Here is a 26,057-nt window from a genome sequence, read left to right on the forward strand (position 1 = left end):
AGCCATGTTCACGCGGTCAGGCCGGCGCTTCCCGCCCTGCCTGGTGGACATGTCGACTGCAAGACACACGCTGCGCGCGGTCGGAAGGGCGGTGAGTCACACCAGACAAAGCTGAAAACGCCAGTCTGCCAGCCAGTACCAGACCAGCCACAACCATTACAGAAGGGCCGAGTGCGAAGTCACTCGTCGGTTCCTGATATAGTCTTCAGGTTGGCTGAATCAGTACGGAACTGAAGGCCAGCACCGATCGCGCCCGTAGCTCAACGGATAGAGCATCTGACTACGGATCAGAAGGTTGGGGGTTCGAATCCCTTCGGGCGCACACTGTAAAAGTCCCGGTCAAATGGCAATTCCAGCCACTGTAAGCGCCGCTGCTGTATTGGCTCGTGCAATCTCCATGCAATGTGTGACTCAATGACAGGGCAATCTAGCCAGCCCCGGGCGACGGCGAGCGCGCTCTCTACAAGGAGGCGTCGAGGGGGTAGCGGCCCCGAGAGATTGTGATCCTCTAGCTTCGGATGATCGCAGCAGATGGAGCGGAAACATCCCGGATTGTCACGGGGGCGGGGGCGAAAAACGGGCGGGGCGGGAGCGTGGACAAATTTCGCTAGGACGTGGGTCGCCTGCCCCGCTTGCCCCTGCCCCCGGCTCCCTCAAAACTCACTCACGAACGGACGGACGGAACAACCAACAACACTTAAACCCTCGCCGCTCTACGCTGATGATCTGTTCGTCCTTCCCGGCGCTCCTAAAGGAGCGCACGGACGGACGGACATATGCATCGAGCCAAGAGCGGCCCACAGGAAGGACTGACAACACAACCAAAACAGCCCCGGAAGGAGGAGGAACCAACCGGGGCCGTAATGGTGGGGGATGTCGCTACGGCGTGGCGAGCCGGTAGAGCTTCGCGGTCCCCACCTTCCGCTCGGTGACCTGCCCCGAATCAACAAGGGGCTGCACCGTGCTCGAGAAGTTGTTCTTATCGAGGCTGGCCACCATCTCGATAAGCGCTGAGCGGCCTAGTTCGTCGCCGGTCCTTGCCAGCACCTCCAAGACCGCATCCGCCGGGCTCGCCGTCCGCTCCTTCTTCGGCGGTTTCGGCGGCTCAGCGACAGGGCAGTACTCGCAAGGCTGCCACGAGAGAATCACGGCCTCCCATGCGTCATTGATTAGACCCTGTGCCTGCAGCGCCACTGCGGATGCCGCGCGCTCCTGGTCCGAGTGAGGGGTTCCGATCTCGACCCTTGGCAGATTGTGAGGGTACTCCATATCCGCGGCCTTCTTTGCGTCATCCAGGCAATTCTTGCCTAACCGCGGCTGGTAGGGCGATAGACGCCTTGGGATGTCGTCCGTAAGCGCCGGGCACTCGTCGCAGCGATCGGCGCTGAGGATCGCGTCTACGGCTTCCTGGTAGCCAGGCGTGCTCGGGTGGAGCGGCCTGTCAATCACGGGAAGGGGTGCGGCGAGATGCGCGGCCAGCTTGACCGCATGCCGGAGACACAGCCCTCTGACGGAGGCGGCGGCGGAACCCTCGCCGCGCGGGCTCTCGCAGCTCATGCCGCCGCTCCAACCGGCGTTACCTGGAGCGAGTCAGGGTCAATCCGCAGCGTCGTCTTGCCGATCCGCACAGCGCTGAGGATGCCCTGGGCAACGTAACGCCGTATGGTCGACGTGTCGACGCCGATATGGTCCGACATGTCCTTGACGCTGGCTGTGAACCGGCGCACGTCGAAAGTGCTATCGTTCTTCGTGATCACTGCAATTCCTCGATTCTGGCCCGCTGTAACGGGCCGGATCTTTCAAGAGAGCCGGGCTAGTTGCTCGGCTCTTTTGTGTTGTATTGCTCGCCGGATGGCGGGCATGTCGTTAACGTTACACAATTCTCAGCGAATTCCAAGGAAAGGTAGTGTAAAGACGCCCACACCATCCGGCGCACGAAATGCGCGACTCTTGGAGCCGTGAGTAGCGCCGGAAAGATCGCGCGAAATGGCTACAAAACGGCGTGAGCCGCGTGGGGGAGCGTGAGAAAGCCCCCGGCTCCTTGCGGATACCGGAGGCTTTCTCCTGCGCGAGATCGTGCCAGAAATAGCGGCGTCTAACTACCTTCGGGCACTCGCTTGTGCTCGGTCCAGTTTGTTCCGTCCCACCATTGCGAGGTCGAGGCATCGCTGGGCGCTGGATACCACCCAGTGGGTGAGAGGCTTATCCCTCGCTGCAAGTGATCGCAGCCGCTCTTCTGTGCCACGTTGTCCGAGCCAGCGGAGGATGCTGGAGGGTTGCATGACGTCGAGGAGGTTGCTCTCGAACGCGTCGACCCAGGTGCGCTGCAACGGGTGTGGGTGCTCGAAAAGCGCGTTCAGCCGACGCGAGAGTTCGCAGAGCTGGCACCGGCGGGCGTATCGGAGGTCTTCACGCCCGCAGTCCTCGCAAGCATTCTTTGATCCCTTCCCGGCGCATCGCGCGCAAACAAGCATGGCGCTGTCGCCAGGGCTCGGATAGGCGACAACGCGAAGCTCTCCGCATCCTGGACAGTTGGCCGGCGCCCGTTTCGCTCTCATCCAGCACTTCGCGCATCGCGGCGAGCCCCAGATGCGGGCGGTGACGGGCTTCAGCTCGCCACAGCCGCCGCAGATCTCTTCTGGGCAGACGTAGCAAGCCTGGCAGATGCCGCCATCGGCGGTTCTGACCACGGCTGGCTTCGCCAGGCCGCACTTGATGCAGGTTGTGTGTCGCGAAGGGTACAGGCGGCCACAGGGGGAACAGAGTCTCTGCCCGTCGATAACGGCTGCGATCGGGCGATGCCGACGGCAGCGAGAACACGTCTCGGCGGCCTCGTATGTCCGACACGAGCGGCAGACGGACAGGCCGGACCGACTGGATTTCAGCAGCACCCTCTCGTGTGTGCAGGACTGACACCGGGGCAGACGCGACGGGAATCCGGCGTGCTGCAGCGCTGCGCTCAGGCGCTGGAGCATGGCCGGCAGTGCGGGTGTCGGGTTGAGGGCGAAGTCAGGATTCGCCTCGACGAAACGCGCAAGCCGCGAGAGGCGACCGGGAGCCGACGGCCCTCGCGTTTCCAGGATCGCGGTCTTGACAACATCATCGTCAACCCCGGGAAACTGCGCCGAGATCACCGCGGCAATGCGGGCGATCGCGTCAGCCATCGTTCGAGCTTGGCCGCCGGATGGTGGTCTTCGACGGTCGGGCTGCCGCTGGCGCGATCCCGCGCTTTGAGGCGCCGGCGGCGCGACGTGGAGCGGCGACCTCTTCGGCCGAGAAGGTGATCAGGTCCTCTGGCCCGCAGCCGAGGACGGCACACAGAGCCGCGAGCACGTCGAGGTTCAGTCGCTGCGGGGTCTGCGTGACGAGGCGGTAGACCTGCTCGCGAGAAAGATGCACGTCGCGCTCCGCGAGCATCGGGACCAGGTGCGTCGTTTGATAGATGCCCTTGAGGGCCAGGAGTTCGCGCAGGTGCCAGTGAACCGTCGTGGTGGCGTTCATCGGGGTGTTCCCATCTGATTGATGCGGGCAAGGGAATTCATGATCAGGCGTTGCCGGAAGTCGTCAGAGACGGCCGCGTAGGTCTGCGTCGTCGCGGCGTAGAGGTGGCCGACCTGCTGTCGCACGAACTCCATCGGATAGCCGAACTCGGTCAGGTGCGTCACATAGGAATGGCGAAGCGCGTGCGGGGTGAGGTGGGCGTCGAGGCCGGCGACTTCTCGGATGTGGCTAAATCGTCGATCCCAGTAACCCGAGCCCATCGTTCCACCGCGCTCGGAGGGCCACAGGACGGTCCCCTCGATGTCTGCCTCTGCCCGGTAGTGCAACCACTCGCGTAGGGATTCGACAACCCAGTCCAACTCGGGCACGGTGAGCACCGTGCGACGCATGGGCCCGGTGCCTCGTGACCCCTTGGCGAAGCGTACGTGCAGTGCGCCGAAACTGTCGTACTCTGGTGACGCGGGATTGCGATGCAGGTCAACGGTCTCCAACATGATGAGTTCACGGCGACGGAGCCCATACGCATACGCGACGCGCACCATGTATGCGTCGCGCAGTGCGCTGACGGCGCCCTTGGTGTGGCCGCTTCCCACGCGGGCCACCTCGTCGTCAGCAGTGTCGAACAGCCTCTGAATCTCATCGAACGTGAACGGGCGTCGAGCCGGCTTGCCCTCATACTCCGCCAGATGCGCGAGCGTGTTCTGTGCATGGCAGATCTGCTGAGGTAGTTCGCCGAAGCGTCGCTCGCACTCGACAGGCCAGCCATAGCGCGCGTCGGTCACAAGCGTGCAGAACGAGCGAATCGCTGCGTGGTAACGCCGGATTGTGCTCGGAGCCAGCCGGTCGTTTCCCGCCATCAGCTGCACGGTGAAATCCTCGACATCGCCCGGCATCCATTGCCACGGGTAGGTCCCCGCGAACGCGAAGAACCGACTCACGATCCGGACGTTTGCAGCCACCGTCGTCGCGCCAACGCCGCGACTGCGCTGTTGCCGTTCCCAGCCTGCCAGCATCGCAGTCCATACGGCCTCACGCTCGTTGAGATGGACGATACCCGCAACGAGGCCTAGTTGCGCCGACCCCGGAAGCGCCGAATCATTCACACCCGAAGTCTGCTACAGAAGCAAGAAAGTTGCAACAGAGTACTCAAAAGTGAGCGGTATCTGACCACCCAACGGCATCGCGTTTCTACGTGTCACGTCTCGCACGCCGGGCTTCTCAACGCTGCGGCGACTGTGGAGGTTCCCGAGCGGCAAGGAGGACAGGGGTCTGAGTTATAGTGGAACGGAAACGTCCGCTAAGGCCCCGGGGCGTTTTGACGAGGTCCACGATCTGCTGGACGGCGTATGTGCCCGCCGTAAGGCTCTTGGCTGTGGCGGGCCTGCTCACAGCTGAGCTTTGTGACTTCTGATTTCCGTGGCGGTGTTCTTTCGATTTGAAATGGCGGTGCCGACCGTCCCGTTTGAGGAACCTTCAGCAGACGCCCGGCGACCGAATGACTCCAGCGCGCATCAACTACCGCTTCGCTGGTGCATGCTCGACCATGATTGCGATCGCGCTCCGCTGCTCACTGCCGGCGGAAATGCCCTGGAGGACGGTCGTACCACTCGACGAAGTGGCCGATCGTTCCCGCGATCATGTTGATGGGGCGCTCTGAGCGATCATGCCGTTCAGTCACGAGATCCTGGGTGAGGGATTTTCCTGGTGAGCTCATCGGTTGGCTCTCCTTCGAGTACCTTTTCGGCCTACTGACAATCGCGTGAAAGTACGATGGCGGCTCGCGGGACGGTCGTGGTCCGAGGGTCAATCGTGAAGGGCACCCAGGAGGGTGTCGATCTCCGAGAAATCGTTGTCCTTGTCGTTGGCGGCCTGAACATGCTCAACGCCTTGCCACGAGCATTTCAGAGATCCGAACGCTTGCCAGTACGCGTCCCAGTCGCTGAGTTTGATGCGGTCGCGGGCGCTGGCGCGCTCGATCAGACGTCGCTTGACGGTTTGCGCAGAGGCGACCACCTGAATGACACGGACTCGCACCTCCGGCCAGGACGCTCCCGCCATGGCGGTGCGAAGGTAGTCAGGATCCGAGAGGTATGCGACGAACGGCGCATCGAGGACGACCGAGTGGCCGAGGCGCAGATTCTGGCCGGCGACCGCGAACAGCGCGTCATATTCGAGCGGCATGACCCTGTAAAGGTAGACGTCGTTCGATTCCCGGTCCGAGGCGTTCTGGCCGAGCGCCTCGAGTGCAACGCCGACCAGCGGACCGGCTAGGGCATCCTTGTCCAGGTACAGAGCGCCCGTGTACTCACTGATGTGGCGAGACACCGTCGATTTGCCGGACCCGGCCCCTCCGAGCGTGATGTATGCGGCGGCCCGCCTGGCGGGGCTCATCGTGGACTGCGGGCCCGCTCGATCGCGGCGACGAAGTCTTCCGCAGCCTTCGTGACGCGCTTCACATCACCGTCGCTCCGGGCGGCCTTCGTGATCGCGCTGCCGACGCCGACAGCCACGACGCCGGCGTTGAACCATTCACCGACGTTCGCAGTGGTTACGCCTCCGGCAGGAACGAGCGGGATGTGAGCGAGCGGCGCGAGGATCGCCTTGGCATAGGGCATTCCGCCGGCCTCGGTCGGGAAGAGCTTCACCATGTCCGATCCAGCTTCGACAGTGTTCAAGATCTCCGTCGGTGTGTATGCACCGCTGATCGTGGCCACCTGGTAGCGATTGGCGACGCGGATCATCTCGGGGTTCAGGTTGGGGCTCACGAGGAATTGCGCCCCGGACTGGATGCTCGACCACGCGGCGTAGCCGTCGAGCACGGTTCCGGCGCCGATCGTGACGTCTCGGCCGGCGAAGCGTTCGGTCAGTCGCTCGATCACCTGCAGCGCGCCAGGGATCGAGAGGGTGATCTCGAGCGCGCGGATCCCGCCGTCGACGGCGGCCGAGGCCGCTTGGAAGGCTTCCTCCGCGTCGTCGAGGCGAACGATGAGCACGGCGCCGGAATCGTGGATGGTCGTCAGAGTGTCAAGTTTGTGGAACACGCGACCCAGTAAACACGCCCGGTGGCGAAAATGCAACCGATCTCATTTTCGCGACATGGAGGGTTGACATTGGAGCTGCTAGACGTTAATGTAACTGCAACCGATCTCAGCAACCGATCTCATTGGAGAGACTATGTATCGAAAGCGATGGGGTTTTGCAGTCGCGTCCGCAGTGATTGCAGCAATGGTGCTCGCTGGATGCTCCCCGACATCCGCACCCACCAAATCGAAAGGACCAGTGACGCTCTCATATTGGGACTTCATCGATCCCAATCAGGACAACCCGCGCTCTGCCGCGTTGAAAGAGAACATCGCCAACTTTGAGAAGGCGAATCCCGACATCAAGATCAACCTTTCGGTGGTGTCGCTGGGTGACATGCTTTCTCGGCTGCCGCAGGCTGCGGCGGCGGGCACTGCGCCCGATGTGTTCAAGATGTTCTCGCCAGTAGTTCCTCAGATGGCTGCCGCGGGTGCGTACTCGCCACTGCCCGCCGACGCCTCGAAGATCACTGACTGGCTGCATCCGACGAGCAATCTGGCGGGGCCGGACGGGAAGCAGGTGGCGGAGCCGTATGAGTACCGCACCTGCACCCTGTACTACAACCAGAAGATCCTGAATCAGATCGGCGCCACGGTTCCGACGACATACGACCAGGTCGTCGATGTCGCCAAGAAGGCCGCCGCCGCCGGGTTCACCGGGTTCGGCACGGGGTTCTCGGACACGGACAACTCGGCCGTCATCGGCACCTTCTTCGATTGCTTCATGAACCAGATCGGGCAGCCGCTTCAAAAGAACGGGAAATACGACTTCGCGACGTCCAAAGGCGATGCGTTCGGCAATTTCCTTGCCGACCTTCGGGATGCGAAGGCTCTCGGTAAGAATGTCGTTTCGGACACGTACAGTTCGGTCGCCGATGGGCTCGCGAACGGGACCGTCGCTATGGCGGTGCTCGGTACGGAGCGCATCGTGACGTTCAGTAAGACCGCGCCCGACGTGAAGTGGACCTCGCTTCCCGCGGCGGGCACCGGTGGCACAACCGGGACCACCTTCGGCTGGACCCTCGGTATCGGTGCCGGCAGCAAACATGCCGACGACGCCTGGAAATTCATCCAGTACATGACGGGTCCGAAGGCTGGTGCGGTGATGGCCACTGGCGGTGAAGTACCTCCTCGCGCGGCGACGTTCAAGCAGCCGTTCTTCTCCACGGCGGACGCGAAGACGATCAATGACATCGCGGACTTTGTGAAGAGCAACAGCAAGCCCCGCAACTATCCCGACAACTGGAACACGTTGTCCACAGGGTTGGCCAACGCAGGCCAGGCCTTGATCCTGAAGGGCAGTTCTGGCACCGAGTTCATCAAGTCCGCGCAAGACGCCGGAAACAGCAAGTAGCCCCTCCGGCCCGAATAGCTTGGGGGAGCCAGCGCCCGCCGGCTCCCCCAAGGAAAGCAGGACATCATGTCAACGACGAGTCTGTCGTCGCGCAGCTCCGTTCAGCAGCCTCCTCGACCACAAGATTCGACCGGCCGACGACGACGAAAAGACCGCGTTCTGTGGCTGTACGTCACCCCTGTCTGCGTGGTCTTCCTTTTCGTCTTCGTCGGACCTCTCTTCTACACCGCATGGACAGCGCTCCACGAAACCACCTACTACCAGATCGGAAAGTTCAGCGGACTGGAGTCCTTCGTCGCGCTCTTCTCCGACCCCAACCTGGCGAACAGCATCGGCATCACCGTTGTCTTCTCGCTCGGGGCGCTCGTAATCGCGCTACCCGCCGGCCTATTGTCAGCGATGGTCCTGAATAACCTGCACCGGTTCAAGCGCACCGTACGAAGCCTGTTCCTCCTGCCCTGGCTGCTGTCCCAGGCAACAGCCGGGACCATGTGGGTCTGGTTCCTCAACCCGAACTACGGACCCGGGAACGCCATCACCCAAGCTCTCGGATTCGGCCCATCCGACGTCTTTTCCACGACAGGGGGCGCCCTGGTCGCGGTCACCCTTATTACGGCGTGGTGGTCGTATCCGCAAGCAATGTTGCTTTTCCTCGGCGCGCTCCAGACCGTGCCCAAGGAGCTCTACGAAAGCGTCCGGGTCGACGGTGGTGGCGTCTGGCGCAGCTTCGCCAACGTCACGCTGCCCTATCTACGAAACACGATCGTATCCGTGGTGGTAGTGCTGCTGATGCTCTACGTGCAGATGGTCACGATCATCCTGGTCACCACGCGAGGCGGCCCGCTCCGGGCCACCGAGACGCTCTCGATGCGTGTCTTCAATCAAGTCTTCCAGCAGTACAATCTGTCCGGCGCGTCCGCGACAGCCATTCTCCTCTTCGCCATCAACGTCGTCCTCACCTTGATCGCGCTGCGCTTCCGACGGAGGGAAAGCTTATGACCACGTCAACGACCGCTCGCCGGAGTAGCCGGTGGGCTAACATCCTCCGGGGCATCCCGAGATGGGTGTTCATCGTCCTTTCGGCCCTACTCGTGCTCCCGCCCGTGGCATGGATTCTCTCGACTTCCCTGAAGCTCCCGGCCAACACCATCCAGTTCCCGCCGAATTGGATCCCGGACCCGTTTTCTTTCGCGAACTACGCCGGTATCTTCACACCGACGAACATGCGCTTCTTCCTCAACTCGTTGATCTACTCGTGCGGTTCGATCGTTCTCGCCCTCGCGATCTGCATCCCCGCGGCATACGTCGCGACCAGGTTCCGCAGCCGTCGCATGGAAACCGTGATGACCGGAATCCTCGTGCTATCCATGGTCCCCGCCATCGTCGTCTTCATAGCCCTGTACTCCATGTTCGTGAAGACGGCGCTGATCAACACGTACCCTTTCCTCATCGTCGTGTACGCGGCGATCATCTGCGGGCAGACCATCCTCTTCATCCGAAACTTCATCGAGAACATTCCTCTTGAAATCGAAGAAGCTGCGGCCATCGACGGATGCTCGCGTGTGCAAATCCTGTGGCGGATCGTCCTCCCTCTCATCCGCCCCGGCATCGCCGCTATCGCGATCTTCATCTTCGTGTTCGTCTGGAATGACTACCTGGTGGGCACCGTCCTCGCCACGACTCAAGACATGAAGACGGTTCAGAATGGCATCGTGCAGTACCTCCAAACGGGGTACGGCGCGTTCTGGGGCCTCTTCGCAGCCTTCGTCACTGTCGCATTCATTCCCGTACTGGCGCTGTTCGCACTGTTCCAGCGCTGGTTCATCGCGGGGCTGACATCCGGTGGGGTGAAGGGATGAGCGAAGCGATCCGGGTGGCGGTCATCGGCGCGGCCGGGTGGGCCGGGAGTCGTCATGCCCATTCTTTCCTTGCGAACGGTGCGCGGGTCGTCGCCCTCATTCGCAGACAGGCGGAAGCTGGGCTCCTGAACGCCGGTGGACAGCGTCCAACGGCTGGATATCGGCAAGCGCTGCGAGCGACTGAGATCGCAGACGCGATTCTGGCAGAGGTGCGAGAGCGGGTATGAGCAAAGCAAGAACTGTCATCATCGGTGCATCGCACTGGCACGTTCCGCTCTACGCCCAGGCGATCGCGGATCGGCACGAAGTGCTCGGCGCCTCTGATCCGGATATGCCTCGGGTCGAACCCCTGAGCCACCTGTGGGGGGGCACGCTGCACTCCTCATGGGAGGAGCTGCTGGCAAACTACGACGACATCGAGTTGGCATACGTCTCCGCACCTCACGACACGATGCGCACTATCTGCCTAGCACTCATCGAGCGAGGGGTTCCGCTCGTCGTTGAGAAGCCGGCCGGTATCTCGCTCCACCAAGTGGTGGAGGTTCGGCGGGCCGCCGAAGCAGCCGGCGTACCGATCGCCGTCCCCCTCGTGCAGCGAGGCGGCCCCGTGGAGCAGTGGCTCGGCAAGGCGGGGAGCTCCGTCTACGAGAGCACTCAGTTCATCGCCGGACCCCCCGACCGATACCCGATCAGCGGCAATCCCTGGATGGTGGAGCTCGAGCGTGCCGGAGGCGGGTGCATGATCAACCTGGCGCCCCACTTCGTGGACTTGTTCCTTCAGTCCTCGGGAGCTCAAGAGGTCACCGTGACAGCGGCAATCTCCGCCAAGCTGCATAGCGGGGAGGTCGAAGACTACGCCTCGCTCACCCTCGCCACCCCCGACGGGCGGGTCGCGACCGTCCAGGTGGGCTACGCCTTCCCAGCCTCGCCGCTGAAGCGCCATTGCGCGTATATGCGGATCGGCGCCGAGGGAACGGCGACGATATGGTCGGATGGAAGCGCATCCTTCACGTCCACCGGCGGCCTCACCGAGACATCGCAACTCAACGTGGACAGCGACCCCCTGTACGAACCGTTCGTCAACAAGGTGGCCGACCAGTTGACCCACGGGTTCGAGGGGCTTCCGGGGATTCAGGACCTGGAAGCGACGATGACCGTCGTCTGGGATGCGTATTCAAGGGCAGGTCTAGGGGGTATCGGTGTCCAACTACAGCATTGACGAGGTGGCAGCCGCGGCAGGCGTGCACCGTTCGACGGTTTCGCGCGCATTCTCGCGCCCTGAAGCGGTTAAGCAGGAAACGCGGGATCACATCCTGAAGGTCGCCGCCTCGATGGGCTATACGATGAGCCCGCTCGCGCAGGCGCTTCGTACCAAGAGCAGCACTCTGGTGCCGCTCATCGTCCCGGACATCACCAACCCATTTTTCGCAGAGCTGGCGAAGACGATGACCGCGGTTGCCGGGGAGCGCGGCTACCAGCTGGTGCTGTGCGTCACCGAGAACGAACCCGGGGCGACAGCTGGATACCTTCACGCTATGCAGTCGATGTATGCGCCGTTCGGGGTGATCGCACCCTCGACGCGGGTGGACCCGGCCGAGTTCGTGCAGTTCGGCTTCGGTAACCGCCTGGTCGTCATCGACCGTATCGAGTCGGACGTTCAGGTGCCCACCGTGACCGTCGACAGCGCGAAGGGAATCGAGCTGGCGTTCGACCATCTGCTGGAGCTTGGCCACACCTCGGTCGCCTACGTCTCGGGTATCCCTGGAACACACACGGCTGCAGATCGGCGCGCCGCCTACCAGGACCTTGCTGCGCGGCATGGGATGACCCCGATCGAGCTGGACAGCGGCATCGGCGCGCATGCCGGAGCGCGTGCCGCGCAGGATCTGGCGACGATGGACCATCGGCCTTTAGCGGTGATCGCGGCGAACGACATGGTCGCGTTCGGCGTCATCAGCGCACTCGGCACATACGGCCTCTCCGTGCCCGATGACGTCTCGGTCGTCGGCTACGACGGCCTTCTCCTCGGCGCGCACATCAACCCGCCGCTGACGTCGGTGCGGCAGCCGATCGCCGAAATGGGCCGGATCGCCATAAGCCTGGCCGAGCGCGCCTCGCAGAACGGCGAGGTCGAGCACGTGATCCTGCAGCCGGAACTGCTCATCCGTTCCTCGACGAGGTCTGTGCGATGAGCTCGACGCGAATGCCCGGACTCCAGTATGTGGACCATGCGGCCTACACGGTTCCGGATCTCGACGAGGCGGTGTCCTTCTTCGTCGACGTTCTCGGGGCAGAAGAGCTGTACCGCTCCTCGCGCGGTCCGGATGCGGCGTTCATGCCTGCCAACTTCGATGTGCCCTCCGACGCCGCCCTCGAACTGTCGATGCTGAGAATGCCGCCCAACCTGAATATCGAGCTGTTTCGGTGGCAGACCGTGGAACGTCGAACGGAGCACCCCCGTCACAGCGACCGAGGTGGTCATCACCTCTGCTTCGCCGTGGACGACGTCGATCGGGCCGTCAGTCATCTACAGCAGATCCCCGGCGTGCGCATCCTCGGCGAACGCAAAGAGGTCGCCGGGGATAGTCCTGCCGTCGCGGGCAATCGCTGGATCTACTTCCTCACACCTTGGGGTCTTCTGATGGAGTTGGTTGACCGCTCCCGCGTGCAGAGCCCCCCGAACTTTGTTGGACCGGCGGACTGGATCCGCCCCATCGAAAGAAGAACCACTTCCTCATGATCATCGCCGGACACACGCTCGGAACACCGGGCATGACACTCCAGGAAGCGATCCGCCTGTTCAAGACGGCAGGACTGGACGCAGCGGAAGTCATCTACCAAGACGCGTACCCCGCCGCAATCTCTCCTTCGGACAAGAAGTCGGCGCAGCACGCAGCCGCTGTTGCCCACGATGAAGGCCTCCCCATCGTCGCGCTGACCCCCTACACGACGAGCATCAACAGCCTCGACGTCGAGAGCTGGCAAGCTGGTATCGACGAGTTCCGGGGATGCATCGAGGCAGCGCACGAAGTGGGCGCCGCGCGCGTCCGGGTCTACGCCGGCGCCTGGCAACCAGGGGCAGCCGATTACAGTGCGCACTGGGAACGGCTCAGCGCGGCGCTGAGCGTCCTGGCGGTCGACGCGCAGCAGGCCGGCGTGGTGTTGTGTGTCGAGAACCACTTCGGAACCATGACACAGACGGCGTCCGACACCGCCCGCCTGGTTCGCGAAGTCGACTCACCGGCCGTGCGTGTGCTCTACGATCAGGCCAACCTGACGTTCACACACGACGAGGACTGGATTCAGGCCTTCGCCGTTCAGGGTGACCTGATCAGCCACGTCCACGTGAAGGACCTCATCTTCAAGGACCGCAACGCTCCGTTCCGGGCTTCGGACACCGCCCGGGTCAAGGCGGATGAACGCGCGATCCGCTCTCGTGTCGTCGGCACCGGCAGCGTGCCCTGGGCGGACATCATCCAAGAGCTCTCGCGCCGCGGATACGACGAGGTGCTGACCCTCGAGTACGAATACCGTTGGCACCCGCAGGATCTCCCTGGCCCTGCTACGGGATTCGCCGACTCCGCCCGGGCGGTGCGCGCGATCCTCTCCGCGGTGGTGTCCCAGTGACCGCTGGGCCGCTCCGTGTCGGTGTAGTCGGCGTAGGCAACATCGCGACGATCGCGCAACTGCCGACCCTCGTGGCCCGTGACGATGTCGAGCTGAGTGCCGTGGTCACCCGCAAAGCGGATCCGCAGCCGCTGATGCGCCGGTGGGGCTTCGGACGGGCCTATTCGACGGTTGACGCGATGCTGGAGGCGGAGACCCTCGATGCGGTGTTCATCCTGACGCCGCGTTCGGAGCATGTGGAGGCCACACGTTCTGCTTTGGCGGCCAGAGTCGACGTCTTCTGTGAAAAGCCGCTGGCCACCCGCACGGAAGACGCACTGTCCCTCGCGCAGCAAGCAGACGAGGGCGGCCGCATCTTGATGGTGGGATTCAATAGACGCTTCGCCCCCGTCTACGAGGCCGGCCGGGAAGCATTCAGCGCGCGCGGCGCATCCTTCTGCGTCGCGCAGAAGAACCGAGCCGGCTCTGAATACCGCGCGACGTTCGAGAACGCCATCCACATGGTCGACCTTCTGCGCTGGTACTGCGGAGGCGAACCGGTGGAGGTGAACGCCCACCCCGCCGGCGACGACCCGTGGCAGGAAGACGGCGTCAGCGCGCTCATTCGATTCGACAGCGGCAACACCGGCGTGCTGATGGCCGCGCGAAATGCGGGCGCCTGGAGTGAGAAGCTCGACGCCTACGGCGACGGTGTGACAGCAACTATTTCAGCCCCCGACAGCGTCGCGATCACGCACGACGGTCAGACGACTGTTCGGGAGATGTCATCGGAGGCGTTCGGGTGGGCAACCGCGACCCAGACCTTCGGCTTCGCCGGCGCCGTGAACCACTTCCTCGATCGCGTCCGGGATCGCAAGCAGCCACTTACCTCGGGTGCGGAGGCAGCCAAAACGCAACAGCTGCTGGACCGCATCCTGTCGGCGGCAGGGCTGCCGGTTGAAGAGCAGCCCGGTCGCGCCTGGTCCAGCCACGCGAAGAAGTAGCACGGGAAGGATTTCACGTTGTCTATACAGAATCGGATCGTCCTCGTCACGGGCGCGAACGGCGGCATCGGCAGCTCGATGGTCTCGGCTTACGCTGAAAGCGGAGCAACTGTCATCGCCTCGGATCGCGGCGGGGAGAAGCCCGAGGCAGCAGTCGCATACTTCGACCTCGACGTAACGGATGAGCGAGCGACGGCAGCTGCTGTCGCCGACATCATCGACCGCTACGGCCGGATCGACGCGCTGGTTCATGCCGCCGGCGTGCTGGGGGAGACCCCCGACCCGCTGAAGACCAGCACGTCCGAGTTCGCGCGCATCATGACGATCAACGCCACCGGCACCTTCACCATCGTCCGTGAAACTGCGCAGGCGATGCTGGATCACCAGATCAAGGGAACAATCCTGCTGTTCTCGTCGGTGGCAGCCAAAGAGGCTCGCCGGACTTATCTGCCCTACAACGCGAGCAAGATCGCCGTGCTCCACATTATGTGGTCCATGGCTCAGATCTTGGGACCCTCGGGAATCTCGGTGAATGCGATCACTCCGGGCCCGGTGGAGACGAACATGTGGGCTCAACTCGCCGACGCCTCGGGGGACGCTGCTGACTCGGCGACGCGTGCACGGGCGGAGCGTGCCGCCCAGCTGCCGATGCAGCGGTTCGCGCAGCCGGACGAGGTCGCGAGTGCGGCGCTGTTCCTCACGGATCCCCGGAATCGGTACATCACCGGTGTCAGTCTCGACGTTGCGGGAGGTGCGCACCTGGGGATGGGTACGTAGCCCCGCAACTGGGATTGGCCAAGCTACGCGTACCTCGCTGCCGCGGAGAAGCTTACGGCTTAGACATCCGTCGCCCGCGTGACCGATTTCAAATACTGATTGGAACCGACATGAACATGATTATCAACACATTCTCCTACCTGTGGTCAGCGACTGCCGCGGAGGCGATCGCGGAACTGTGTGAGAACGGGTACGACACCTTCGAGGTGCCGATCAGCTCACCGCACTGCTGGCCCGACGAGATGTCGGTATCGAAGCGATCCGAGTCGTTCGAAGACCTGAAGCAACGTGGAGCAAAGATCAGGTCTCTGAATGCTGGTGGGTACGACATCAACCTCGCGAGCCCTGGCGCCAACATGCGACGAAAGAGCATTGACCACATCACGTCGGTTATCGAACTGGCCGAGGTCTGGGAAGCCTCCGAGGTTGTGATCTCTCCTGGCACAAGGCGCCCCATGATCTCGCCACCGCTTGAGAGCGTCCACGGTTGGCTCTACGAGAGCCTGAACGACCTGATTCCCATAGCCAAGCAGGCAGGTGTGCGCTTGCTCTTCGAAAACACACCCTATTGCTTCGCTCCTACGATCCAAGACTTGACCGGCATCGTGCACACGGTCAACGACGATTCCCTCAAAATCGTCTACGACGTCGCCAACGCTGCCTACATCCGCGAAGACCCTCTGGCAAGTCTGCTCTCACATCACGAATCGATCGCCCTGATGCACATCTCAGATACGGGCTTAGACACCTGGGGCCACGATCCGCTCGGCACTGGCGTAATCGACTGGAACGGGTTAGGCGAGGCCGTCGAGGCAACCCTCGGCTCGGAAAACGTCGTTCTCGAAATCATCCGCGAAAAAAACCCGCGGGATGAATTTGACGCGGCGATGCGCTACCTCAAAAGCCGCGGCTGGAACGTCGACGCCGGCACCCACCCGCCAAAGGTCGGGCGCCACACGTGACTACCGTTCATCGCCAACGAACTCACCGAATCCCATGGCCGGGACCATCCTAAGTCGTCCAGACACGAACAACGCCCAGAAGGAACCAGAAGAAAGAGGATGAGTGTGCAATGAAAGCTATAGTAAGCGGCGGAAGTAGTGGCATCGGCGCAGCCGCCTGCCTGAGACTCGCGGAGGCGGCTCTTGCCCGGGGCACCCAGCCGATGATCGCGGTGTGTGGACACCAGCAGAACGAGACGCAAAAAGACGTCGTTCGTTCGATTCAGGCAATGGGAGGTACTGCAATTGCCTTGGTAGGCGACCTCGGCGATCCCGACGTGCCAACCCAGCTGGTAGCAGCTGCAATAGACGAATTCGGCGGCCTGGACGCACTGGTCGCGAACGCCGGAACTGCCAACCCTGTCCCGCTGAAGGACCTCTCCGTTGACGACTGGGATGACATGTTCTCCGTCAACGTCCGCGGCGCGTGGCTCCTCGCCAAAGAAAGTTACCCGCACTTGAGGGGCAGCCACGGTGCCGTGTGTTTCACCTCTTCGCAGTCCGGCCACATACCGCACGCCGGATCCGGTGCCTACAGTCCCACTAAGGCCGCGCTGACACTCCTAGCTCAGACGCTCGCATTGGAATGGGCTCCTGACGGAATCCGTGTCAACGTCGTTTCCCCGGGCATGACTCGCACAGGAATGACCGAAAAAATGTACACCGACCCCGAAATCAAAAAGGCCCGGGAATTACTCATCCCGTTGTCGAGAATTGGGGACCCCATCGACATCGCGAATGTCATCGAATTCCTCGTCAGCCCGCTGTCCGGCTACGTCACGGGGCAAGATATCACTGTCGATGGTGGCTTCTCAATATCGATTCTCAGCCACATTCCCGGTCGGCCAAGCTCAAAGTCCTAACTCAGTCGTAATTCCGACGCACCACAGTAACCCGCCACATGGGCTGCCGCAGCACCAACACAACCAAAGGAGAGAAACATGAAAAACAAACGCTGGGTCCTTTCCGCAGGAGCACTGGCAGTGGTCGGCATGATGCTCACCGGGTGCTCCGCTTCCGGCGACGCACAGCAAACATCCGGGCCAGTGACGATCTCGTACTGAGATTTCATCGACCCCAGTCAGAACACTCCCCGTTCTGCCGCACTGAAGGAGAACATCGTCAATTTCGAGAAGGCGAACCCTGACATCACCGTCGACCTTTCCGTAGTCTCGCTGGGTGACATGCTGAGTCGACAAGAACGGTCCTGCTCATGTCCATCCTGCTCAACGCGTACGTCCTTATCCGGACGTACCGATCAGCGAGGTTAGGGGACGCTGCACGACTGTTGATTCCCGCCGCGATCATTGTGGCGCCAACGCTCCTGACCTGATCGCCTCGACGATCCGGACACCGACGCTCACCCTGGTATCGGGCATCGTCATTGTGGTTGCGACCGCGCTCGCTTTCAGCCAACTATGGTGGGCGGTCATCGGCCTCATCGTGGAGGCAATCGTCGGGTCGATCTTCACCCGCCGCGTCCCGGAGGAATCATCCGCCCCATGACGCTCCTGATTGCAGCTCCGGGCGGACTGAGCGTGATCGCAAACGGGGTTGCTTCGTCGCTATGACGACGAGATATTCCCCCACAGACGTAATGAACAACGCAACGAAAGCAGGAGACATGAGCTCGACGAGGATCGGCGTAGCAATCGTGGGGTGCGGCGCGATTGGACAGGTGCATACCGCAATCGCCTCCGGTCTCGATTCAATCGAGATCGTCGCCGTCGTGGACGCCGTGGGTGCGGCCACGGCCCGGTTAGCCGACAAGCTGGCGAGGGAGGGGTTCCGTCGCCCACAAGAATGCGAGTCCTTGGAAGTAGCGCTAGCCCTCCACGAGGTCGACCTCGTCGTGCTGACAACGCCCAGCGGACTACACATCGATCAAGCAAACGCCGCGCTCGATGCGCGGCGGCACGTCATCATCGAAAAGCCCCTGGACGTCAACCTGGTCAGAGCCCGGGCGCTCACTGACCGGGCCCAAATGGTCAAAGATCACGGTCTGGTCGTCAGCGTCATCAGTCAGCATCGCTTCGACACAGCAAGCCGTCTCATCGCCCAAGCGTTAGCGAGCCAAGCTTTCGGCCGGATCACCAGCGCGATAGCATCCACCGCCTGGTGGCGCCCCCAGAGTTACTACGACTCCGCGCCATGGCGCGGCACCTGGCAAATGGACGGGGGCGGAGCCCTCATGAACCAAAGCGTTCACAACGTCGATCTACTCCTATCATTCATGGGACACCCCACCGAAGTGTCCGGTCACACCGCTCTCCTCGCCCATGAGCGGATACAAGTCGAAGATTCCGCCACCGCCACAATCAGCTTCGAATCGGGCGCCGTGGCCGCAGTACACGCAACAACGGCCGCCTATCCGGGACTCTCGACCCGCCTCCAGCTGATGGGAACCCTCGGCTCCGCCGTAATAGAAGACGACGAACTGGCCTACTACCACGCTGCCGCGAAAGCCGGGACCAATGTCGGACCCATGGGGCTTCGCGTGGCACAGGGAAACCATGCGGCCGAGATCCTCGCAACGACGGCTGAGCCAGAATACCGCCTTGGATTGCCTCTTCCAGCCGCGACCGACGCCGGTCAGTACCGCCTCGATCCAGCAAGCCATCACCGCCAGTACCAAGATGTCGTCCGCGCGATCCAGACAGGTGAGGCCCCCCAGGTCACCATTCAAGACGCTTTCAATGCATTAGCGCTCGTGCAATCTGTCTACATTTCCGCAACCCTCCACCGACCGATACTCTTCGACGACGTCCTCGCAGGCAGACACGACCACGTCGACACGCGAACGTTGGGCGCCTAAATGAGAACGAACACAAGCTCCAGCGATGCGGGCATTTGTTACAAAATTGCCTGCGACAACGTTACGAATCACGTGCAGGAAGACCTACCAAAGAGGGGAGACGATGCGTTGAGGCCTATTTCTGACGTGTGTATGGGCCGGCATGAGGTCGGCCACACCAAGAGGGATTTCCGATGATCAGCGGGAGGACTACGCTGATAGTGCACCTGGGTTACCCAACGGACACTTTCACTTCGCCCTCAATATGCAATCCCTGGTTTGAGAAAAACGGTTTCGATGCGGCAGTCGTTCCGATGTCGGCCAAGGGAGAAGGTTATCCGGACCTCTTCCGATCCTTGTTCACCCTGACCAATCTCCGCGGGGCACTCGTCACGATGCCCCACAAGGTCACTACTATGGAGCTTGTTGACGAAGTCTGCCCCGCAGCGGCGATCGCTGGTGCCACTAACGCCGTAGTGAAGCGTGAAGACGGCTCACTGCTGGCTGACCAGTTCGACGGTGCCGGCTTTGTCCGCGCGATTGTCAAAAAGGGATTCGACCCCGGAGGCAAGCGCGTGATGATCATTGGCGCGGGCGGAGTAGGTTCAGCCATCGCCGCGTCTTTGGCGGGGGCGCAGGTTAGTGAGATCGGACTCCTCAATCGTCACAGCGCTCCCGCAGAGGCTCTTTCACAGCGTCTTGGAATCTATTACCCGGGTGTGAAGACTGGTCTTGGGTCGAAAGACCTTCGAGGGTATGACCTGATCGTGAACGCGACCTCCTTGGGCACGCATGAGGGCGACCCGCTGCCTGTCGACCTCGACAGCGTCGACAGCGGGGCCCACGTTGCAGATGTGGTCAACAAGACTGAAATCACCCCATTCTTGGCCGCAGCACGCGATAGGGGCTGCATGATTCAAAACGGTAGCGACATGTTGTTCGAGATGGTCCCGGCCTACCTTGCCTTTTTCGGATTCGAAGGTGCCACATCGGAGGACCTCCGCTAGCGAACCCGTTGCCCGTCAGCACCACGTCCGCACCCTCGCCTGTGATGGTCGCGGCGACGACGCTGCAATGCACCAGAGCGGCACGACCTGGGCCATAGCCGGGACCGGGTTCCGCGCGATCGCCTGCTCATCACGTTAGCGACTCTGAAAGCGCTGAACCGGGTGTCTCACAACGCCATCCCTGTCTGGGCTTCGCATGCAGGCGGGACGCCGAACGACGCTTTCGATCCTGTTGGATCGGCTACGTTTGCGGTCATGGTTGACATCACCGCCTTCGACGAGGCCGATGTGGAGAAGTACGCCGACGTCCTCGCAAGGACCGTGGCCAGCGTTAGCGAAGGCGACCTGATCGCCGCGGCCGCTCAGTTGCACCCGATCGCCGGCGAGGTTTGGACGGGCAGACTAACCTCTGCAAGCAAGACGCCGACGGGAGGAGGCGAAAGGCCCGCCCGCGCACGACTGACGAACGAAACCCTTCGAGCGCAGGTGTTCATACGCGACCGGTTTCGGTGCACCTGTTGCGGCGGGCGTGCTGTACCGCGGAGCATTCTCGTCGCGATCCACGATCTCTTCCCCGACACGGTCCCATACGACGCGCACTATGCGAGGGGGAAGATCCACCCGGTCTTCTGGGCCTTGGCACCCGAAGCTGACCACGTCTACCCGCATAGTCTCGGCGGCCCGAATGTGCTCGAGAACCTAACCACGCTTCACGCCGCGTGCAACACTCGCAAGTCGGACTCGTTAGTCACCGATCTGAGTCCCATCGAGAAGACGCATCAGACCTCGACGTGGAACGGACTCGTGTCCTCTTACCCGGCCCTCATCGCGGCCGGTGCCGGAATAGCACGTCCCGCCTACCATCGGAAATGGACCCGTCTGTACGCTGCACTCCCCGCGTGAAGGCGACGCTGGGAGAGACTGCAGGTGCGCCCGCAAGCCGGACGCCCACCGCGACGGCATCAGTCGGAGCGAACAACTTACGATCTTCGCAGGGTCGGACGCACGTATGACCCGAACGGGGTCAGCACTGTAAGGCATACAGCACGCTATCCGTCGAACATTACGATTCCGGTTGCGGCGAGCACGCGACGAGTGACCTCAGGGTCGTGCACTCGCACACCCCATACTCCGGCGGCAGCGCAGAGAATGCTGATGCCCGCTGAGGCGACGTCCCTATCTGCCGGTTGCGTCCCGTTGGGCAGCAGGCTTCCGATGAATCGCTTCCGCGAGTGACCTACTAGTACTCTCGGCCCGATCTCGCACAAGGATTTGAGCGAGCCAATCAGCTCCCAGTTCTGTTGGTTGGATTTGCCGAACCCGAGGCCGGGATCCACAATGATCCGCTCCGCTCGCATTCCGGCTGAGACGAGGTAGCGGACTGTCGAACGCAAAGACGCGATCACGCCGCCCGTGGCGCTGCCGGACGGCGGCGTCGCATTCGCTCCACCTCCCCAATGCATTGCGATGTAGTCAACGTCGGCGTCGATGACGGTCGGGATCATCAGTGGATCGGCCTGCCCGCCCGATACGTCGTTGACGAACCGAGCGCCGGCGCGCAGCGCTGCGCCCGCGGTCTGGCTGTGCATGGTGTCTATGCTGACGGGAATGTTGTGCGCGACGAGTCGCTCGATGATCGGCATGACGCGACGCTGTTCCTCGTTGGGTCCGATTGGAACTGCGCCCGGCCGCGTCGATTCGCCGCCGACGTCGATCACATCTGCACCGTGGCGAACAAGCCTCAGCGCGTGGTCAACGGCTTCTGGCACTTCGTTGTGACGACCCCCGTCGCTGAACGAATCGGGGGTGGCATTCACCACGCCAAACACGTGCATTACTACACCCCTGCGCCGGCGAGTTCGCGCGAGGGCACTCGACTGCGCAAAGCGGCCATCGGGGCCGCCGCCTTGAGATGGATCTCATCCACTTCCGCACGCCTATCCGACATCGCAGTGATCCCACCGCCAGTACCGATCTGCGCGTATCCTTCGTGAATTTCGACGCATCGGATGCTCATCGCCAGATCGATCGTGCCGTCAAGACCGATGAGTCCGAACGCACCGGCGTACAAGCCCCGCGGGCTGCTCTCCATGGCGTCGAGCAGTCGCACAGCCATTGCTTTTGGCGCTCCCGTCATCGACCCGGCTGGGAACACGGCTGAAATGATTTCTGCCGCGCCCGCGCCATCGAGCAGCGTTCCGACAATCGTGCTCACCAACTGATGGACATGCGGGTACGTTTCCACCGCGAACAGTCTCTCGACACCCACGCTACCGATCGTGCATACACGCGCGAGATCATTGCGCATCAGATCGACGATCATGAGGTTCTCAGACCGCTCCTTCTCATCGCTCCGAAGCTCGTCTCGCAGCGCATCGTCTACTTCGCGATCGTCAGATCTGCGCCGGGTTCCTTTGATCGGATGAGTGCGAATGGTCCGATCCGCGGCGACCTCGATGAACCTCTCCGGTGAGCAACTGACCAGGCTCGTGGCGCCGATCCTGACCAGCGCGCCATGATGACTTGGGCTGGACTCGCGCAGTGCAATGAAAGTCTCGAGGTCGTCCCACGCCCCCGGCGCAATCACGCGCGTCGTCAGGCAGAGCACGTAGGCATTGCCGGACGCGATTTCGTCCTGACAGCGCGAGATCTTCGCGCCATATTCGTCGTCGTCAACCGTCCACGACACGGGTGAATCGCATGGCGGCGCATCCGTGTCCGAACCAAGGCGGGATTGCCGAATCATCTGCGCGACTGCTTCTCGCCATGGAACGACGGTCTGGTTGTCCCCTTGAGGAAATACGGCGATTTCGATGTCACCGGAGCGATTGTCGATTCGCACAATGTGCTCTGCCCTGATAAAGGACACCTCGGGCGCTTCCCCGTCGCGCTGTAGGTCGATGAGCAATGTTCTGCGCGTGAAATCGTATGGAATCCAACCCACGAATCCCGGTTGCGGCCCGGTTGCTTCGCTGGACCTCGCCCTGAAAGCGCCAAGACATCGATCGATCTCTTTCAGCGTTTCGTCGCCGGAAATGACGCTTCCGAATCCGAAGAGACTGTCGCCGTCAGGCCCGCCGTCAAGCCAGAATGCATCTTCGTGTCCCATGAAGAAGACACGCGCGAATGCCGCAGGATCGATTCTGGACTCTCTCGTTGTGGCCGATCCAACAGCAGTCGGAACCGTCCGAACACTAGGCAGGGACACTGTAAACTTCCGGATGCTTCGCTGCAAGTTTCATCACGTCACCGACCAGGGTTGCGGATCCGGTGACGATGACTGACCGGTCGTCGCGTCGATCGGCCCAGGCCAATGCCGCTGCGAGGGCACCGCGCGGCGTTTCGTGCACGTCGATCATGGCATCAGGATCCACCGCTCGGATCGTGTTGGCGAGTCGGCGTGGCGATAGTGCGCGATCAGAAGCCGACCGCGTTACAAAGTATGTTCGCGTGACGTGTGATAGGGCGGAGATGATCCCTGCAGCGTCCTTTTCTTCCAGAACACTAACGACCGCGGCCAAGGTACGGTCGGAGATCTGGTTCAGAGTGCATGCGAGCGCGTTGACACCGGCAGGGTTGTGCGCGATGTCGAGGAAAACATCGGGAGATTGTTGGATGCATTCAAGTCGTCCGGGCGATGTGACACTCTGCAACCCCGCTGCGACCGTCGCCGAGTCGAGACCATGGGCAGGTAGGAAGGCTTCAACGGCGGCGATCGCAAGTGCGGCGTTGACTGCTTGATGGTCTCCGTGGAGAGGCAAATACAGTGACTGGTACTCGTTGCGTAGGCCCGACACTGAGATCTGTTGCCCCGTGGGAATCGTAGACGACGTCACCCCGAAGTCACGTCCCAACGTGGTCATGGTCGCGCGTTGGCTCCGCGCCGCGTCGTCGATAGCGCGCAGAGCGCTCGGTGGTTGTGCCGCGCATACGACGTGCGCGCGTGACTTGATGATCCCGCTTTTCGTGCGAGCGATCGCTTCCACTGTGCGGCCCAGCTGAGCGGTGTGATCCAGCGCAATCGGCGTGATCACTGCGACGTTTCCATCTGCGACATTGGTGGAGTCCCAGGCGCCGCCCATCCCAACCTCAATGACGGCGCAATCCACGCGTCCTCGAGAAAAGCTTGTGTACGCGAGCACTGTGAGCGCTTCGAAGAACGACAGCGGGGGCTGGCCGATGCCACGTAACTGAGAGTCAGTGTGTTCGAGCGCCACGCTGACCGCACGCCAGTTGGCAGCGAGGTCGTGCGCAGAGATCGGCACACCGTCAATGGCGATTCGCTCTGAGAAGCCGACCAGGTGCGGGCTCGTGAAAAGGCCTGTTCGCCTGCCGGTTGTCTGGAGGATCTTTTGGGCGATTCTGCTCGTGGTCGTCTTGCCGTTTGTACCTGTTACGTGAATGAATGGAAAATTCAGATGGGGATTCCCCAGCTCGCTCAGTGCGTGCCGAGTTGCGGAGAGCCGGGGCTGAGGGCGGCTTTCGCCGATGCGCATGCACAATTCGGCATAAATGTCCGCGGGAGAACTGCTGTACACAATCTTCCTCCTCGTTCTATTGGTTGCGATGGTGCATGGCTGCATCGACTGCAAGGAGCGTGTCACGACCCGCCACCGACAAGGGGGGCGGCCGACCCTCCCCTCGTGTGAGCATCTACCCAGTGAGCAGCTACGCCGCCGTGTTTGAGCGGTACTCGTTGCGTGCCTTAGCCTCGATCGGCGCCGGGTTAACCGTGGCGCGGATCTTGACCTGCACGTGGTCCTCGACGGCCGGCTTGGACGACGGCCTGGGCTCTCCCCACACAACTTCAACCTCGGTTCCTGGCTCGGCGATCTCCTGGTCGACGGTCGCGATCGACAGCATCGAGCGGAAGTTCGCCGAGTACCCTGTGTGCAACGACAGACCGTGCAGGTCGCCGCCGGAGGTTTCCACACGGTCGTAGTGGTAAGTGGCGTAGTGCGCAATCGGCAGGTTGATGAACTTCGCCCCTGCGCCGCCGTGGAACATCGACCCGAACGCCTTCTCGGTGTCGTCGCCGTTCCATGCCAGCGTCACCTTGTGGCGCGCGGTTGACCGACCGGACTCGACCTGCTTCTCAAGCGCGCCCCGTCCGATGAAGTCGTGGTCGAACTTGATGACACGTCCGTACCCGGCGTCGTATGGCGATAGGTAGTAGTCCGAGAGGTTCTGCGAGTAGAAGCTGCCGCCGAGCGACACGTCGGAGTCGATGTCCGAGGCCGACAGCCATCTGCGGAAGTCCGCCGTGCTGTCGCCGGAGTAAAACGCGGGCAGCGGCCGCGGCATCCAGCCGGATTCCAGCGAGTTCGTGAGGTAGGCTCGCCCGCCGACCTTCACGAGTCCGTGTTTTTCGCCGGCCTCCACGATCGCGCCGATCACGGCGTCGCGATCGGCCCACGGCCCGACGAACTCGAACCCAGGCTCACCGGCCATTCCGTGGCGTAGCGCGCGCACGGTCTTGCCCGCGATTGTGAAGCGGGTGCCGTGGAAGAACTTCACCGTCGGAGGCTCCTCGCCGAGCACCTCGCGGATGACGTCCATCGCGCCAGGACCCTGCACTTCGTAGCGGTATGACACCGGGTCACCCACCCGCCCGTACGACGGGTTGTCGCGTGAGATCTCGACGTCATAGCCGCCGGTCTCCGCGTGGAACTGAAGCCAGTTGATCGACGGCGGGATGCCGACGGCCTGGAACTCGTCCTCCTCGTAGCGAAACAGGATGTTGTCACCGATCAACTCACTGTCCGCGTTCACTGCCACGTACTGCTTCGCGGCATCCACCGGGAAGTACTCGACGCTGTTGACGGCAGTGTCGCGGATGAGCTTGAGCGCATCCGGACCCTTGATGTTCAGGTCGGCCATGTGATGCGACTGGTCGAAGAGCACCGCGCTATGCCGCCACGCGAGCTGCTCGTCACGCCAATTGCTGAACTCCGGTGTCACTGGGGTGCTGACGATCGGCGGGCTCTGCGACTCCCAGAGCAAAGTGTGCGCGTCGCCTGCCTCGGCGATCGCTTCCTCGAGATTGGTAGCCACGGTAATTCCTCCTTGAAAAG

The 26,057-nt window shown here is 62.3% G+C and carries 29 protein-coding genes and 1 tRNA gene; 18 read left to right on the forward strand and 12 right to left on the reverse strand.

Annotated elements, in window-relative coordinates:
• Positions 1 to 249 precede the first annotated feature (249 nt).
• A tRNA-Arg gene (locus tag QU604_RS02235) sits at positions 250 to 322 on the forward strand.
• A 557-nt stretch (positions 323 to 879) separates the two neighbouring features.
• On the opposite strand, the gene QU604_RS02240 is transcribed toward QU604_RS02235, so the two are convergent.
• The 3 genes from QU604_RS02240 to QU604_RS22130 all read right to left on the reverse strand — a co-directional run bounded on the left by QU604_RS02240 (position 880) and on the right by QU604_RS22130 (position 2,245).
• On the reverse strand, positions 880 to 1,557 hold the full coding sequence (locus QU604_RS02240; protein WP_308467169.1) for a hypothetical protein: 678 nt from the start codon (positions 1,555 to 1,557) through the stop codon (positions 880 to 882).
• The gene (locus tag QU604_RS02245; RefSeq protein ID WP_308467170.1) at positions 1,554 to 1,757 is read right to left on the reverse strand and encodes a helix-turn-helix domain-containing protein; all 204 of its coding nucleotides are present in this window, start codon (positions 1,755 to 1,757) and stop codon (positions 1,554 to 1,556) included. Before QU604_RS02245 ends, QU604_RS02240 begins: the two co-directional genes overlap by 4 nt.
• A gap of 338 nt (positions 1,758 to 2,095) precedes the next feature.
• The gene (locus QU604_RS22130) at positions 2,096 to 2,245 is read right to left on the reverse strand and encodes a DUF2510 domain-containing protein (RefSeq protein ID WP_409349991.1); all 150 of its coding nucleotides are present in this window, start codon (positions 2,243 to 2,245) and stop codon (positions 2,096 to 2,098) included.
• A gap of 1 nt (position 2,246) precedes the next feature.
• Here QU604_RS22130 and QU604_RS02250 point away from each other — a divergent pair, with 1 nt between their 5' ends.
• Positions 2,247 to 2,441, forward strand: a complete 195-nt coding sequence (locus QU604_RS02250; RefSeq protein WP_308467171.1) for a hypothetical protein — start codon at positions 2,247 to 2,249, stop codon at positions 2,439 to 2,441.
• 715 nt (positions 2,442 to 3,156) lie between these two features.
• Here QU604_RS02250 and QU604_RS02255 read toward each other — a convergent pair.
• From QU604_RS02255 to QU604_RS02275, 5 genes are all read right to left on the reverse strand, one after another.
• Positions 3,157 to 3,501: a helix-turn-helix domain-containing protein gene (locus QU604_RS02255; RefSeq protein WP_308467172.1), complete on the reverse strand. Its 345-nt coding sequence runs from the start codon at positions 3,499 to 3,501 to the stop codon at positions 3,157 to 3,159.
• Positions 3,498 to 4,604 carry a tyrosine-type recombinase/integrase gene (locus QU604_RS02260; protein ID WP_308467173.1) on the reverse strand — a complete coding sequence of 369 codons (1,107 nt, stop codon included), beginning with the start codon at positions 4,602 to 4,604 and terminating at the stop codon, positions 3,498 to 3,500. Before QU604_RS02260 ends, QU604_RS02255 begins: the two co-directional genes overlap by 4 nt.
• A 464-nt stretch (positions 4,605 to 5,068) precedes the next feature.
• Positions 5,069 to 5,215: a hypothetical protein gene (locus QU604_RS02265; RefSeq protein ID WP_308467175.1), complete on the reverse strand. Its 147-nt coding sequence runs from the start codon at positions 5,213 to 5,215 to the stop codon at positions 5,069 to 5,071.
• Positions 5,216 to 5,304: 89 nt separating this feature from the next.
• Entirely contained in the window at positions 5,305 to 5,892 is a 588-nt protein-coding gene (locus QU604_RS02270; RefSeq protein WP_308467176.1) for a P-loop nucleotide/nucleoside kinase family protein, read from the reverse strand.
• Complete coding sequence (locus QU604_RS02275) at positions 5,889 to 6,542, reverse strand: bifunctional 4-hydroxy-2-oxoglutarate aldolase/2-dehydro-3-deoxy-phosphogluconate aldolase (protein ID WP_308467177.1); 654 nt, start codon at positions 6,540 to 6,542, stop codon at positions 5,889 to 5,891. The genes QU604_RS02270 and QU604_RS02275 overlap by 4 nt, the downstream gene beginning before the upstream one ends.
• Positions 6,543 to 6,780: 238 nt before the next feature.
• Between QU604_RS02275 and QU604_RS02280 the strand changes: the two genes are divergently transcribed.
• The 16 genes from QU604_RS02280 (at position 6,781) to QU604_RS02355 (ending at position 20,886) form a co-directional block, all read left to right on the forward strand.
• Positions 6,781 to 7,935, forward strand: a complete 1,155-nt coding sequence (locus tag QU604_RS02280; protein WP_308467178.1) for an ABC transporter substrate-binding protein — start codon at positions 6,781 to 6,783, stop codon at positions 7,933 to 7,935.
• A 66-nt stretch (positions 7,936 to 8,001) separates the two neighbouring features.
• Positions 8,002 to 8,934 carry a carbohydrate ABC transporter permease gene (locus QU604_RS02285; RefSeq protein ID WP_308467179.1) on the forward strand — a complete coding sequence of 311 codons (933 nt, stop codon included), beginning with the start codon at positions 8,002 to 8,004 and terminating at the stop codon, positions 8,932 to 8,934.
• Positions 8,931 to 9,794: a carbohydrate ABC transporter permease gene (locus QU604_RS02290; RefSeq protein ID WP_308467180.1), complete on the forward strand. Its 864-nt coding sequence runs from the start codon at positions 8,931 to 8,933 to the stop codon at positions 9,792 to 9,794. The genes QU604_RS02285 and QU604_RS02290 overlap by 4 nt, the downstream gene beginning before the upstream one ends.
• Entirely contained in the window at positions 9,791 to 10,021 is a 231-nt protein-coding gene (locus QU604_RS02295) for a hypothetical protein (protein ID WP_308467181.1), read from the forward strand. The genes QU604_RS02290 and QU604_RS02295 overlap by 4 nt, the downstream gene beginning before the upstream one ends.
• Positions 10,018 to 11,013 (forward strand): Gfo/Idh/MocA family protein, encoded by a 996-nt coding sequence (locus QU604_RS02300; RefSeq protein WP_308467182.1) that lies wholly within the window; start codon positions 10,018 to 10,020, stop codon positions 11,011 to 11,013. Before QU604_RS02295 ends, QU604_RS02300 begins: the two co-directional genes overlap by 4 nt.
• Entirely contained in the window at positions 10,994 to 11,986 is a 993-nt protein-coding gene (locus QU604_RS02305) for a LacI family DNA-binding transcriptional regulator (RefSeq protein ID WP_308467183.1), read from the forward strand. The genes QU604_RS02300 and QU604_RS02305 overlap by 20 nt, the downstream gene beginning before the upstream one ends.
• Positions 11,983 to 12,534 carry a VOC family protein gene (locus QU604_RS02310; protein ID WP_308467184.1) on the forward strand — a complete coding sequence of 184 codons (552 nt, stop codon included), beginning with the start codon at positions 11,983 to 11,985 and terminating at the stop codon, positions 12,532 to 12,534. Before QU604_RS02305 ends, QU604_RS02310 begins: the two co-directional genes overlap by 4 nt.
• Positions 12,531 to 13,421, forward strand: coding sequence for a sugar phosphate isomerase/epimerase family protein (locus tag QU604_RS02315; protein ID WP_308467185.1), 891 nt, complete (start codon positions 12,531 to 12,533; stop codon positions 13,419 to 13,421). Before QU604_RS02310 ends, QU604_RS02315 begins: the two co-directional genes overlap by 4 nt.
• Positions 13,418 to 14,404 (forward strand): Gfo/Idh/MocA family protein, encoded by a 987-nt coding sequence (locus QU604_RS02320; protein WP_308467186.1) that lies wholly within the window; start codon positions 13,418 to 13,420, stop codon positions 14,402 to 14,404. Before QU604_RS02315 ends, QU604_RS02320 begins: the two co-directional genes overlap by 4 nt.
• Positions 14,405 to 14,422: 18 nt before the next feature.
• Positions 14,423 to 15,181 carry an SDR family NAD(P)-dependent oxidoreductase gene (locus QU604_RS02325; RefSeq protein WP_308467187.1) on the forward strand — a complete coding sequence of 253 codons (759 nt, stop codon included), beginning with the start codon at positions 14,423 to 14,425 and terminating at the stop codon, positions 15,179 to 15,181.
• Positions 15,182 to 15,195: 14 nt separating this feature from the next.
• A complete protein-coding gene (locus tag QU604_RS02330) occupies positions 15,196 to 16,143 on the forward strand; it encodes a sugar phosphate isomerase/epimerase family protein (protein ID WP_308467188.1) in 948 nt (315 codons plus the stop codon).
• A gap of 110 nt (positions 16,144 to 16,253) precedes the next feature.
• Positions 16,254 to 17,045, forward strand: a complete 792-nt coding sequence (locus QU604_RS02335; protein ID WP_308467189.1) for an SDR family NAD(P)-dependent oxidoreductase — start codon at positions 16,254 to 16,256, stop codon at positions 17,043 to 17,045.
• A 78-nt stretch (positions 17,046 to 17,123) separates the two neighbouring features.
• On the forward strand, positions 17,124 to 17,246 hold the full coding sequence (locus tag QU604_RS02340) for a hypothetical protein (protein ID WP_308467190.1): 123 nt from the start codon (positions 17,124 to 17,126) through the stop codon (positions 17,244 to 17,246).
• Between the two features lie 560 nt (positions 17,247 to 17,806).
• Positions 17,807 to 18,997 (forward strand): Gfo/Idh/MocA family oxidoreductase, encoded by a 1,191-nt coding sequence (locus QU604_RS02345; RefSeq protein ID WP_308467191.1) that lies wholly within the window; start codon positions 17,807 to 17,809, stop codon positions 18,995 to 18,997.
• A gap of 173 nt (positions 18,998 to 19,170) precedes the next feature.
• Positions 19,171 to 19,983: a shikimate dehydrogenase family protein gene (locus QU604_RS02350; protein ID WP_308467192.1), complete on the forward strand. Its 813-nt coding sequence runs from the start codon at positions 19,171 to 19,173 to the stop codon at positions 19,981 to 19,983.
• 255 nt (positions 19,984 to 20,238) lie between these two features.
• Complete coding sequence (locus QU604_RS02355) at positions 20,239 to 20,886, forward strand: HNH endonuclease (protein WP_308467193.1); 648 nt, start codon at positions 20,239 to 20,241, stop codon at positions 20,884 to 20,886.
• A gap of 146 nt (positions 20,887 to 21,032) precedes the next feature.
• Here QU604_RS02355 and folP read toward each other — a convergent pair whose 3' ends face one another.
• The 4 genes from folP to QU604_RS02375 all read right to left on the reverse strand — a co-directional run bounded on the left by folP (position 21,033) and on the right by QU604_RS02375 (position 26,037).
• On the reverse strand, positions 21,033 to 21,818 hold the full coding sequence (gene folP, locus QU604_RS02360; protein WP_308467194.1) for a dihydropteroate synthase: 786 nt from the start codon (positions 21,816 to 21,818) through the stop codon (positions 21,033 to 21,035).
• A 2-nt stretch (positions 21,819 to 21,820) separates the two neighbouring features.
• On the reverse strand, positions 21,821 to 23,092 hold the full coding sequence (locus QU604_RS02365) for an anthranilate synthase component I family protein (protein ID WP_308467195.1): 1,272 nt from the start codon (positions 23,090 to 23,092) through the stop codon (positions 21,821 to 21,823).
• Between the two features lie 85 nt (positions 23,093 to 23,177).
• The gene (locus QU604_RS02370; RefSeq protein WP_308467196.1) at positions 23,178 to 24,521 is read right to left on the reverse strand and encodes a bifunctional folylpolyglutamate synthase/dihydrofolate synthase; all 1,344 of its coding nucleotides are present in this window, start codon (positions 24,519 to 24,521) and stop codon (positions 23,178 to 23,180) included.
• Positions 24,522 to 24,651: 130 nt separating this feature from the next.
• Positions 24,652 to 26,037, reverse strand: a complete 1,386-nt coding sequence (locus tag QU604_RS02375) for an aminomethyl transferase family protein (protein WP_308467197.1) — start codon at positions 26,035 to 26,037, stop codon at positions 24,652 to 24,654.
• Positions 26,038 to 26,057 lie beyond the last annotated feature (20 nt).

Source organism: Rathayibacter sp. SW19, assembly GCF_030866825.1.
GTDB lineage: Bacteria > Actinomycetota > Actinomycetes > Actinomycetales > Microbacteriaceae > Rathayibacter_A > Rathayibacter_A soli.